Origin of the sequence: Lachnospira sp. CLA-JM-H23 (assembly GCF_040096425.1) — a bacterium.
Classification (GTDB): domain Bacteria; phylum Bacillota; class Clostridia; order Lachnospirales; family Lachnospiraceae; genus Lachnospira; species Lachnospira rogosae.
The window spans coordinates 69348-82621 of the sequence record NZ_JBBMET010000008.1 but is presented as its reverse complement, the minus strand read 5'-3'; the positions used below and the strand labels follow the sequence as shown (position 1 = coordinate 82621).

Below are 13274 nucleotides of genomic sequence, written 5' to 3'. Positions count from 1 at the left end.
TATTTTTGACCATAACAAAAGGACACTCCCAAATTCTCACTTGGAAAGTGTCCTAAAGGTACATACCCTATAAAATTAAATGTCGCACAAAACGTATTATCAAGTATTATTCCGTATTATACGTAGCAAATTTGTAGTAAATTTGTAGTAAATCACAACTCAAAATCGCTGAAACCCTTGATTTTACTGGTTTTCTTTACTCAAAGTTTTCATCGTCGGGAACAAAAGTACATCCCTGATAGCTGGTGAATCTGTAAGGAGCATAACAAGTCTGTCGATGCCGTATCCGATACCACCTGTTGGAGGCATACCTACTGCAAGTGCATTAAGGAAGTCTTCATCTGTGTGCTGTGCTTCCTCATCACCATTCTCTGCATTCTTATCCTGCTGTGCAAAACGTTCTCTCTGGTCGATTGGGTCGTTAAGCTCTGAATAAGCATTACACATTTCCCATGTGTTGATGAAAAGCTCAAAACGTTCAACCTTTTCTGGATCAGATGGCTTCTTCTTAGTAAGTGGAGAGATTGCAAGCGGATGATCCATAATAAATGTAGGCTGGATTAACTTCTCTTCGCAGTACTCTTCAAAGAATAAGTTAATGATATCGCCCTTTGTATGACGTTCCTCGAACTCAATTCCTCTTTCCTTAGCAAGAGCCTTAGCTTCTTCATCTGTCTTAATTGTATCAAAGTCAACGCCTGCATATTCCTTGATAGCATCATTCATAGTAAGTCTTCTGAATGGCTTTCCGAGGTCTATCTTAGTACCATTGTAAGTGATTTCAGTTGTACCGCATACAGTCTGTGCAAGGTGTCTGAACATGCTCTCTGTAAGCTCCATCATACCTTCATAATCTGTGTATGCCTGATACAGCTCCATAAGTGTGAACTCAGGATTATGTCTTGTGTCAACACCTTCATTTCTGTATACACGTCCGATTTCATATACTCTTTCAAGACCACCAACGATAAGTCTCTTAAGGTAAAGCTCTAAAGATATACGAAGCTTAACGTCCTCATCAAGTGCGTTGTAGTGAGTTTCAAAAGGTCTTGCTGCTGCACCACCTGCATTAGAAACAAGTGTTGGAGTCTCAACCTCCATAAAGTCCCTGCCGTCAAGGAATCTTCTGATTTCCTTTATAATCTGTGATCTCTTTACAAATGTATCCTTAACCTCAGGATTCATTATTAAATCAACATATCTCTGACGGTATCTCATATCAGTATCTGTAATTCCATGGAACTTCTCTGGAAGTACCTGTAAGCTCTTAGAAAGAAGTGTTATTTCCTCTGCATGAACTGATATTTCACCTGTCTTAGTTCTGAATATAAAGCCCTTGATACCAAATATATCACCTATATCAGACTTCTTGAAATCTGCATAAGCATCATCACCTATGGCATCTCTTGATATATATGCCTGCATTCTGCCCTTAAGATCTGCTATATTACAGAAAGATGCCTTTCCCATTACTCTCTTGAACATCATTCTTCCTGCAAAGCTTACCTCTATAGGAGAAGCATCCATAATAGCTCTTCTCTCATTATAATCGGCATTAACTGCCTCTCTTGCCTGCTGCTCGTCCATTCCATCAGTATTAACTGCTGGTCTGTCCCCTAGAAGCTCCTTCTCGTGTGCTTCATAGATAGCTCTGATTTCATCTGTATGGTGTGTAACATCATACTTTGTTATCTGAAATGGATCTTTACCTGCTTCCTGTAATGCGGCGAGCTTGTCCATTCTTACTTTAATCTGCTCATTAACATCTGGCTGTGAATTATTCTTATCTGCCACTTTCTTATCTCCTTTATATATAATTAGTCATTCTGTACTGAGATAATCTTATATTCAATAACTCCTGCTGGTGCTTCAACCTTAACTGTATCTCCAACCTTCTTGCCAAGCATAGCTGCTCCAAGTGGTGATTCATTTGATATCTTGTTATTAAGACTATCTGCTTCTGAAGAACCTACGATTACATATTCAATATCTTCATCATATTCTACATCGTGAAGCTTAACAACGCTTTCCATCTTGATAGCGTCCTTATCTGTATTGTTATCCTGAACAACTTCTGCGTTCTTAAGAATTTCTTCAAGTTCTGCAATCTGTGTTTCAATATCTCTCTGCTCATCTTTAGCTGCATCGTACTCAGCATTTTCTGATAAATCGCCCTGTTCTCTTGCTTCCTTTAACTTCTGGGCAACTTCCTTTCTTCTATCAACCTTTAAGTGCTCAAGTAAAGCTACTCTTTCTTCATATCCTTTTTTTGTAAGTAACTGTTTCTCTGCCATAGCTCGTCACCTTTCTATAAATAATATTTATATAGTATTATTACTATTGCTTAATAAAATGTTCAAGATATTATATCTCAACTAATACTTTATGTCAATCCACGCATCTGCTGTACAAATTCATTGAACTCGTCCTGCTTTGTTATATGATTAACTTCATTTCTTAATGCCGCCGCGTGCTTTATTCCTGCTGTATACCACGCAAAATGTTTACGCATCTCGCGCACTGCTGTAAATTCGCCCTTTACATCGCATAACATCTGGCAGTGCCTGATAATCATATCAACTATCTCATCTATTGACGGAGGTGCTGTAATATTTCCTGTTTCAAGATAGTCCTTGACCTGTCTGAATATCCACGGATTACCCTGTGCCCCGCGTCCTATCATAACGGCATCACAGCCTGTCTCCTTAAACATTCTTACTGCATCTTCACCACTTCTTATATCGCCATTGCCTATTACCGGAATATGAACCTTTTCTTTAACACGCCTTATTACATCCCAGTCAGCCTTTCCAGAATAATACTGGCTTCTTGTCCTTCCATGAACCGCAACCGCAGCCCCACCTGACTCCTGTATAATATATGCTATTTCTTCAGCGTTAATGCAGGTTTCGTCAAATCCTGTCCTTATCTTTACGGTGACAGGCTTATCAACTGCATTTGCCATAGCCTCCACTATCTTTCCTACAAGCAGGGGATTTTTAAGCAGTGCCGACCCCTCTCCGTTATTAACCACCTTAGGAACTGGACATCCCATATTGACATCTATTATATCAAAATCTCTTTCCGCAAGCCTTTTGGCGATGTCTGCCATTATCTGTGGTTCTGAACCAAATAACTGTACAGCTATCGGACTTTCTTTCTTATCTGTCTTTAATAATTCTTCTGTATTTTTATTATTATACAATACCGCCTTGGCACTCACCATCTCTGTATACAAAAGTCCACAGCCCTGTTCCTTGCATAAAAGACGAAATGGCAGGTCTGTCACTCCTGCCATCGGTCCTAATGCGACATTTGTTTTAATATCAACATTACCTATTCTCATCTTAACTCCGTTGTTATAATATTTTACTCATCCAAACCTAAGAAGAATACTTTATAGAACATCTCTAACGATTCCAGCAGGTCTCTTTTTTCATACTGATTCTTCTTAACAAGAAGTCCGCACGCTATATCATCATACAGCAGATCTTCTTCATCTGCTGTGGATTTGAATAACAGGTTGCCCTCCTCGTCAAATTCCATATCAAGTATTCCGCCGACTTCCTCTGTAAAAAGAACACACATTATCTTTAATTCGTTCTTTATATCTTCTGGAAGCCTGTCAAAATCCGGGTTAAAATAATATTTCTTCTCATAAGAATTAGATGCACAAAGCACCACATTTTCATCACTATACATATCCATATAATCCTCTCACTGAAACTTCGCCAGCTCTTATTGCAATCTCTTTTCCTGCTTCATCTTTTACAATAAGCTCGCCTTCTTTATTAATTCCAATCGCTGTTGCTATAAGCTCCTCTTTCTCATATATAGCACGGACTGTCCTGTCTTTATTAATAAGAAGTTCATTATACTTATCAACTAGCAGTGACAAATCATTAGTCTTAAGGAATTCGTGATAATATTTATCAAAGCTTCTTGAAAATGCAGCAATTATATTACTTCTCTTAATCTTTCTATGTGTTTCAAGATATAAAGATGTAGCCATATCCCTTATTGCCTCATCAAATTCTGTTGTATTGACATTAATTCCTATGCCTATTACAACATAATGTATAAGATCCATCTCTGCACTCATCTCAGTAAGTATGCCTGTTATCTTCTTACCATTCACAACGATATCATTAGGCCATTTGATATAACAATCTATATCCTTAACCTCTTCCCTTATAGCCTCTACCATTGCTATCGCAAGAACAAGTGTAAGCATTGAAGCACTCTCCGGGCTCATATCCGGACGAAGCAGAAGGCTCATCCATATTCCTGTTCCCGCAGGTGACTCCCAGCTTCTTCCTCTTCGTCCCCTGCCGCCTGTCTGACATTCCGCAACAAATAATGTTCCGTCAGGAGCATTGCTTTCTGCCGCAAGCTTTGCCTGGTTATTAGTCGAATCTGTCTTCTCAAAATATCTGATATGCTGGAATATTCCCTCAAGCTTATTATCATCAGAGCTATTATCTTTAAGCTTGTTATAAGCCTCTTTGTCTGTGCTTACATTTCTATCCTTATTGCCAGCTTCCCTGTCCTGTTCTTTATCAGCCCTGGATTTTATTGCACTGTCTTTTATAAGAAGGCTTCTTATCTCTGTATCTGTTATTATATCAGGATATTCTGTAATTCTGTAGCCTTTGTTCTGCACAGAATCTATAACATAGCCTTCCTCTTTTAACTGGTTAATAGCTTTCCATACAGCAGTCCTTGATACGCCAAATGCCTCACACAACTGCTGTCCTGATATATATCCATCTGCATTTCTTAACAAATGTAATATCTCTGATTTCATATTCGTACCGTCCTATAATTATTACAATACCACAAGTGCAGTAAATACAGTCATTATTCCAAGAAGAACTGCAACTACTGCCACTATAACACCAGATACCTTATTGCCATTTATAAAATGCTTCACAGCCGTAAGTGTATTAACAACTGTTCCAAGAAGAAACTCTATTGGAAAAAGCACTCCGCTTCTGCTTCTTAGGAACATTATTATAATAAATATAACTGTTGCTGCAATTGTAAGAACTATATTAGTGTAATCTATAATCATTTTGGTCTTTTTATAAGAACCACTTGTTGTATAATACATACCAATCCTCATTTCTATGCAATTAATAGTTACGTTACTTATAGGTTTAATATGCTCCAAGTGTAGCTGCCATTACAGCCTTGATTGTGTGCATACGGTTCTCTGCCTCATCAAATACAACTGACTGCTCTGACTCGAATACCTCATCTGTAACTTCCATTTCATCAAGTCCGAACTTATCGTGAATTTCCTTGCCTATTGTTGTCTTTAAGTCATGGAAAGCTGGAAGGCAATGCATAAATATAGCGTTCTTATCAGCATTGTCCATTACCTTCTTATTAACCTGATATGGAAGAAGTGCGTTAATTCTCTCTGTCCATACCTCATCAGGCTCACCCATTGATACCCATACATCTGTGTAAAGAACTTCTGCACCCTTAGTGCCTTCTGTAACATCTTCTGTTAATGTTACAGAACCGCCACTTTCTTTAGCCCATTCCCTGCACTGGTTTACAAGATCTTCATTAGGGAAATATTCCTTAGCTGTACAAGCTGTAAAATGTAATCCAAGCTTAGCACATACTATCATAAGTGAATTACCCATATTATATCTTGCATCTCCCATATATACGAACTTAACACCTTTTAATCTTCCAAGCTTTTCTTTTATTGTAAGCATATCAGCAAGCATCTGTGTTGGGTGGTACTCGTTAGTAAGTCCATTCCATACTGGAACTGAAGAATACTTTGCAAGGTCTTCTACTATCTCCTGTCCAAAGCCTCTGTATTCAATACCCTCAAACATTGTACAAAGAACTCTTGCTGTATCTGCTATGCTCTCTTTCTTTCCTATCTGTGAACCCTTAGGGTCTAAGTAAGTTACGCCCATACCAAGGTCGTGTGCTGCAACTTCAAATGAACAACGTGTTCTTGTACTTGTCTTTTCAAATATAAGAGCAACATTCTTTCCAAGTAATGGCTGTTCAACAACTCCGTCCTTCTTCATCTTCTTAAGCTTTGCAGCCAATTCTATAAGATATTCTATTTCCTCTGGTGTATAGTCTTTTAATGTTAAAAAATCTCTTCCTTTAAGATTCATAATGCTCCTCCATTCTTTAGCATAAATCATATGTAAACAATCTCTGCTCTAAGGCTATAGCATATTATCCTGCTAATAATACCCAATTTATAAATTTAGATAACATTTTATCGCAAACAGCTCATAAATGCAACTTCTTACATATTCAAATAACACTTACCTGCTTACATCACTGTTTATTAATTATAAAAATACCAGCGTGGTAACATTCATCTATTTTCTAATCATAAAAAATACCAGCACAGTGACTTTTATCTGTTCACTGGCTGGTATTCTTATTTAGTGGAATACGTGTCCACCAATTATTACATAGTCTGACATTGCTGAAAGATTGGTTATTGAAACCATTCTGAATGATGTATATCCGCCGATATTGTTCTTTCCTGACAATGCCTCAAGTGCTGCATCCATACATTCCTGTGTACGGATACCACTGTTAAGTCTGTTCTGGAACTTAGCTGATGGGCCGCCTGCTCCATCTGATGCTCCTGAGAACTGTGACTTCTGATATATAACCCCTGTTATTGAATTAGGATAGTTAGAGCTTCTAACTCTGTTTAATACAACATTAGCAACTGCAAGCTTCCCCTCATATGGCTCATAAGCTGCTTCCCAGTCAATAATGCAGGCAAGAAGATATATTTCTTCATTACTTACGCTCATTGTTGAGTTATATGATATATCCGTTCCAGATATTGTTCTTGATATAACTGCCTGTATTCTTTCTTCTTCAGCTATCCTTGCAGCTTCCTGTTCTGCTGCAATTCTTTCTTCTTCGGCAATTCTGGCAGCTTCTTCCTCTGCCTCTTTTGCTTCTGCCTCTTCAATTGTATATCCTGTAAGGATATCTTCATCATCAAGAGTCTGGGCTATAACCTCTGCCTCCTGATTGAATAATAAAGCGGCTGTCTTAGTATATCCTTCGCAATTACCTGAGCTTATCTTAGTCATACTGCCATTAACTTCCAACACATCTACCACTGTGTTCTTATAAAGTCTTCCATTAACTGATGAATTCTCATCATCGGCTGAATATACATCAAGATAAGGTTCTGTAATTGCAAGCGCTTTATTTTGCATCTGCCCCTGCTGTTCTTCATAACCTGTTAAGATTACTTCCTCAACATTGGCTGCGTATGATGCAACTCTGACCTCGGTATCAGTAATTGTACTTTCGTGTTGCTCATAGGTAGGTTTGGCGTCTGTTACCTTTGGAAGAACCGGCATCATCATCACTACCAGCGTAGCTCCCAAACAACAAGCAGCTTTGCTACTTCTAAGTTTCATAAAGTTTTTCCCTTTCCGGCACAAGTTGTTAAATGCGCCTACAAAATGTTACAGAATTGTTACATTTTGTTACGAAAGTATAATAGCAAAGTTAATCAAATTTGTCAAATTTGTTACAAAAAGCCACGGAACACAGTGTTTCCGTGGCTTTGCGCTTATATTACTGATTTAACATTTATTAAATATTTATGAAAATACACCCTTAAAAAGAGAGCTTCGACACATTTCTGCCTGTTATTACAACCTCTGCCTTACTGCTTCGTATGTAAGAATTGTACACGCAATAGCAGCATTAAGTGACTCAACCTCACCCTGCATTGGAATTCTTACATATTCATCAGCCTTATCTGCTAACTTATCTGTAAGTCCATTGCCCTCATTGCCAATCATAAATGCAGTAGGGTTTGTATAATCTTTCTTATTATAATTATCTGTACCATTAAGGTGTGCCGCATATACTGTCACGCCCTTAGACTTACATACATCAGCCGCCTCGCATATATCATCTACATATATAACCGGCACACGGTAAAGTGAACCCATAGTCGAGCGGATTGTCTTAGGATTGTATATATCAACTGTGTTACTGCTCATAATAATTCCTGTAACACCTGCACCCTCAGCCATTCTTACAATAGTTCCAAGATTACCGGGGTCCTGAAGATTTTCAATAATAAGAAGTAATGGGTTGCGCTTGTCTGAAAGTATACCTTCCAAATCTGTATCTGACATTCTGACAACTGCCATAATTCCCTGTGGTGTCTGTGTATCTGCCATACGCATAAACACGTTGTCTGTCACAATCTCCAGCACGTCTTTTCCTATGCTGTCATAATTCATTCTTTCAAGAAATTCCTCATTATCAGCCTTAAAAGTCTCTGATACATATACCTTTACAAGTCTGTCTGCCGGTGCTTCTGACACCATTTTCACGCCCTCAACAACAAACTGCTTCTCTTCTTTCCTTAGCTTTGCTTTTTTCTGCAGATTCACTACGTGCTTAACCTGCGAACTACTTGTACTTGTAATCATTTTTCACCATTTCCTGTATAATTAGTTAGAAAGCATAGCACTTATATTAAACTCATAATCACTAATATCCTTAGTCATGGCAAGTGCCTCATCAATATCATAATCAACGAACCTTCCGTCCTTATAAGCTACAAGTCTGTTGCTCTTTCCTGCAACTAAAAGATCAACTGCATAAGAACCCATAATAGAAGCATACATTCTGTCCTTACATGTAGGTGAGCCGCCTCTCTGCATATAACCAAGAATAGTAGCTCTTGTCTCTATTCCTGTAGCAGCTTCTATTCTTCTTGCCATTCCTGTTGAATGTCCGATTCCTTCAGCATTGATAATAAGGTGATGCTTCTTGCCTTTCTTTCTTCCGTCAATAATGTGATTAATTATTGCCTGTTCATCACCATTATATCTCTCTGGAAGAAGAATATCCTCTGCACCATTAGCGATACCACACCAAAGTGCAATATAGCCTGCATTACGTCCCATTACTTCAATAATACTACATCTTTCGTGAGATGTTGATGTATCTCTTATCTTATCAATAGCCTCCATAGCAGTGTTAACCGCTGTATCAAAACCAATTGTATAGTCTGTACAGGCAATATCAAGGTCAATTGTTCCTGGAAGACCTATTGTATTAACTCCAGTCTCAGCAAGCTTCTGTGCTCCACGGAAAGACCCGTCACCACCTATGACAACAATACCATCAATCCCGTGCTTTTTACATACCTCAGCAGCCTTCTTCTGTCCTTCTTCTGTCATAAACTCAAGACATCTAGCAGTATAAAGAATTGTACCACCTCTCTGTATAATATCAGAAACACTCTTCTTATCCATATCGATAATCTCATCATTAATAAGACCGTTGTAGCCCTTCTGAATTCCTTTTACTTTAAGTCCCTTGTTAATAGCTGTTCTTACTACAGCTCTGATTGCAGGATTCATACCAGGGGCATCTCCACCGCTTGTTAATACACCGATTGTTTTAATTTCTTTAGCCATAAATAATTTCCCCTTTCATCTAAAGTCTATGACATTCACCATATAAATATCTTGTAAGTAACAAAGTATTCTCTGTCAACAGATACAACTTTTATAACACTTACAGCTTTATAATTGCCTAAATAGTTTAACCTTTTTTAATAGTACCACAAATCTTTAAAAAGATATATTATTTTAGATAATTTTTATCTAAATTTTTATACAATTATTTTATGTTGTCGTAACATTTTTATCTCCATACAGACCCTTAAGCTTCATAAGAAGTTCTGAATTAACCTGTACAGTCCTGCTTGCAGGAAGGGCAATCCTTTTATTTTCTTTAGTGCAGTATATAATAACAGAATCTTTTCCATCTGAATTGTAAAGAATATCATTAAGCTCACTCTGCTTTGACTGGTATTCTTCTTCACTCTCGAATCTTATCCAGAGCTTTCTTGGAATAGTGTTAAAATCTATAACCTTATCACATATAAGCCTTGCGTTCTCATCTGCATTTGCCTGAACCCTTCCTGTAACAAATACCTTATCTGCTGTATCTATAACCGGCCGGTTAATAAGAAAGTTCCTCGGAAATACGATTACCTCAACAGTTCCAACAAGATCTTCAATTGTAAGATATGCCATAAGCTGTCCGTTCTTGGTTGTCTTAACGCTTTTATTCATTATCATTCCGCCAATCGTAGCATTATTGCCATCTCTTACCTTAGTTTCGCCTGTCTCATCATCTATCTCAAAATCTGTTGTTACATTGGTTACATATTTCTTCACCATTCCAGTGTATTCATCAAGAGGATGTCCGCTTACATATACACCAAGAATTTCTTTCTCGTAACCAAGCAGTTCTTCCTTAGTGTATTCTGTAACATCCGGAACTTTTATCTCATAATCTTTCTTTTCTTCCTCGCCGACAAAATCAAACAGTGACATCTGTCCAGACATCGAATCTTTCTTCTGCTTAACCGCATTATCAAGCATACTATCTGCCACAAGCATCATCGCACGCCTCTTGTTACCAAAGGTATCAAATGCTCCCGCCTTAATAAAGTTCTCTACTGCCCTTTTATTAAGTGCATCTGACATACGATTAATAAAATCCTGCATTGATGTGAAAGTACCATTACTTGTTCTTTCATTTATAATTGCATTGATTGTCGGTCTTCCAAGTGACTTAATTCCTGCCATTGCAAAACGTATGCCACCATTATCTACTGAGAATTCCATCTGCGACTCGTTAACATCTGGTGGAAGAATATTGATATTCATCTGCTTACAGGCGTATATATATCCCGCTACCTTTGATGTATTATCAATTACTGATGTCATAAGTGCCGCCATAAATTCTACTGGATAATATGTCTTTAAAAATGCTGTCTGGAACGATACAACTGCATAGCAGGCAGCGTGGGATTTATTGAAGGCATACTTTGCAAAATCAATCATATCATCATATATCTTTCCTGCAACCGTCTCATCTATACCATTATTAACACAGCCCTTAACGCCTTCTTCTGGATTGCCATATATGAAATTCTTACGCTCCTGCTCCATAACATATGCTTTTTTCTTAGACATCGCTCTACGGACAAGGTCACTTCGTCCCCACGAATATCCAGCAAGATCTCGTACAATCTGCATAACCTGTTCCTGATACACAATACAGCCATAGGTTGGTTTAAGAATTGGTTCTAACTGTGGGCAGGCATAAGTAACATTTTGCTGGTTATTCTTACCTTCTATATACTGTGGAATAAAGTCCATAGGACCTGGTCTGTATAATGATATACCCGCTATCAGATCTTCCAGATTGCTAGGTTTTAATTCCTTCATAAATGACTTCATTCCTGCACTTTCAAGCTGGAATATACCATCACATCTTCCTGTACTTATCGCATCAAATACCCCTTTATCAGTATAGTCAATCTTATCTATAGAGAAGTCCTTATTGTGCTTTTTAATAAGATTTTCTGCATCTTTAATAACTGTAAGTGTTCTAAGACCAAGGAAATCCATTTTTAGAAGTCCTAATTCTTCAAGCGTTGTCATTACAAATTGGGCAACTACTGCACCGTCAGATCCAGTTGATAACGGAACATAATCTTCTACTGGCTTTCCACATATAAGAACTCCTGCGGCGTGCATAGATGCGTGCCGTGGAAGTCCCTCAAGCCTTTTACTCTTATCAATTAAATCTCTTACAGCCTCATTGTTCTCATATTCATTTCTAAGGTCTGGATTTTCATTAATTGCTTTATCTATTGTAATTCCAATCTCTCTTGGAACCATCTTGGCAATATTATCAACCATAGCATATGGAAGGTCTAACACTCTTCCAACGTCCTTTATAACAGCCCTAGCTGCCATAGTACCAAATGTAACAATCTGTGATACACAATCCTTACCATACTTGGCAACTACATAATCTATTACTTCCTGTCTTCTCTCATAACAGAAATCCACGTCAATATCGGGCATAGATACACGTTCAGGATTTAAGAAACGCTCAAAGATAAGGCTGTATTTAATAGGGTCAAGGTCTGTAATCTCAAGGCAGTAAGATACTATGCTTCCTGCCGCTGAACCTCTTCCCGGACCGACCGGTATATCGTGCCTTTTAGCATAATTAATGTAGTCCCATACAATAAGGAAATAATCTACATATCCCATTGAATATATGACTGAAAGTTCATATGCCAATCTTTCAAATATATTATTAGTATCCCTGGCAATCTTAATAACTACATCTTTTCTATCCTCAACTGCTTCCTCCTCTGCCTTTCTGACAAAATCCTCAACAGATATATCTGCCGCCTGATTTGGATATCTTTTCTTAAGTCCCTCGTAACACAGATAATTAAGATATGTCCAGGATGTATAGCCCTCTGGCACTGCAAATTTGGGGAGCTTGGTAACTCCAAATTCTATCTCTACATTACATCTTTGTGCAATCTTTTCTGTATTAGCGATTGCCTGCGGTGCATATTTGAATAAATCGGACATTTCTTCCGGTGATTTAAGATAATACTGTCCGCCTGTATATCTCATTCTGTTCTCATCTGTAACTTTCTTTCCTGTCTGTATACAGAGCAGTATATCGTGTGCATCTGCATCGTCTGCATAGGTATAATGCACATCATTAGTACATATAAGCTCAATTCCTGTCTCCTCAGACATTCTTAAAAGCTGTGGATTGACATAATGCTGTTCTGCAATTCCGTGGTCCTGTAATTCAAGGAAGAAATTGCCCTTGCCAAATATGTCCTGATATTCCAGCGCTACCCTTTTAGCCTCCTCATACATTCCTCTTGTAAGGTATCTTTGAACTTCACCTGCAAGGCAGGCACTTGATGCGATTATGCCCTCACTGAATTCCCTTAATACTTCTTTATCAACTCTTGGCTTATAATAAAAACCTTCTGTAAAGCCCCTTGATACAATCTTCATCAGGTTCTGGTAACCCTTGTTATTCTCTGCTAACAGAACAAGGTGGTTATATTTATCATCACCTGTTCCTGCTTCCTTATCAAATCTTGAACCCGGAGCAACATACACCTCACAACCAAGAATAGGCTTTATTCCTGCATCCTTTGCAGCCCTGTAGAAATCAATAACTCCGTACATAACACCATGGTCTGTTATCGCAAGACTATCCATTCCAAGCTCTGCCGCTCTTTTAGTTATCTCTTTTATTTTACTTGAACCGTCCAGAAGTGAATACTCTGTATGGACGTGTAAATGTGTAAATGGCATATGCTCCCTCCATAACAATTATTATTAACAGCATACCATAATTCATGGTAAAAAGAAACC

At 38.0% G+C, this 13274-nt stretch carries 11 protein-coding genes; all 11 read right to left on the bottom strand.

Features of this window, described 5'->3' with window-relative positions:
• Positions 1–183: 183 nt before the first annotated feature.
• On the bottom strand, positions 184–1794 hold the full coding sequence (lysS, locus tag WMO42_RS11020; protein WP_349192285.1) for a lysine--tRNA ligase: 1611 nt from the start codon (positions 1792–1794) through the stop codon (positions 184–186).
• A gap of 23 nt (positions 1795–1817) precedes the next feature.
• A complete protein-coding gene (gene greA, locus WMO42_RS11015) occupies positions 1818–2294 on the bottom strand; it encodes a transcription elongation factor GreA (protein WP_022501307.1) in 477 nt (158 codons plus the stop codon).
• Between the two features lie 89 nt (positions 2295–2383).
• The gene (gene dusB / locus WMO42_RS11010) at positions 2384–3346 is read right to left on the bottom strand and encodes a tRNA dihydrouridine synthase DusB (RefSeq protein ID WP_349192284.1); all 963 of its coding nucleotides are present in this window, start codon (positions 3344–3346) and stop codon (positions 2384–2386) included.
• Between the two features lie 23 nt (positions 3347–3369).
• Positions 3370–3702, bottom strand: coding sequence for a DUF6145 family protein (locus tag WMO42_RS11005; RefSeq protein WP_055176704.1), 333 nt, complete (start codon positions 3700–3702; stop codon positions 3370–3372).
• Positions 3695–4807, bottom strand: coding sequence for a biotin--[acetyl-CoA-carboxylase] ligase (locus WMO42_RS11000; RefSeq protein WP_349192283.1), 1113 nt, complete (start codon positions 4805–4807; stop codon positions 3695–3697). Before WMO42_RS11000 ends, WMO42_RS11005 begins: the two co-directional genes overlap by 8 nt.
• Before the next feature lie 21 nt (positions 4808–4828).
• On the bottom strand, positions 4829–5113 hold the full coding sequence (locus WMO42_RS10995; RefSeq protein WP_022501311.1) for a hypothetical protein: 285 nt from the start codon (positions 5111–5113) through the stop codon (positions 4829–4831).
• A 46-nt stretch (positions 5114–5159) separates the two neighbouring features.
• Positions 5160–6152 (bottom strand): ornithine carbamoyltransferase, encoded by a 993-nt coding sequence (gene argF, locus WMO42_RS10990; protein ID WP_022501312.1) that lies wholly within the window; start codon positions 6150–6152, stop codon positions 5160–5162.
• A gap of 279 nt (positions 6153–6431) precedes the next feature.
• Positions 6432–7439: a cell wall hydrolase gene (locus WMO42_RS10985; protein ID WP_082437215.1), complete on the bottom strand. Its 1008-nt coding sequence runs from the start codon at positions 7437–7439 to the stop codon at positions 6432–6434.
• A gap of 237 nt (positions 7440–7676) precedes the next feature.
• Positions 7677–8471, bottom strand: a complete 795-nt coding sequence (locus tag WMO42_RS10980; RefSeq protein WP_349153820.1) for an RNA methyltransferase — start codon at positions 8469–8471, stop codon at positions 7677–7679.
• Positions 8472–8492: 21 nt separating this feature from the next.
• On the bottom strand, positions 8493–9467 hold the full coding sequence (gene pfkA / locus WMO42_RS10975) for a 6-phosphofructokinase (protein ID WP_022501315.1): 975 nt from the start codon (positions 9465–9467) through the stop codon (positions 8493–8495).
• Positions 9468–9677: 210 nt separating this feature from the next.
• Complete coding sequence (locus WMO42_RS10970; RefSeq protein ID WP_349192281.1) at positions 9678–13214, bottom strand: DNA polymerase III subunit alpha; 3537 nt, start codon at positions 13212–13214, stop codon at positions 9678–9680.
• Positions 13215–13274 lie beyond the last annotated feature (60 nt).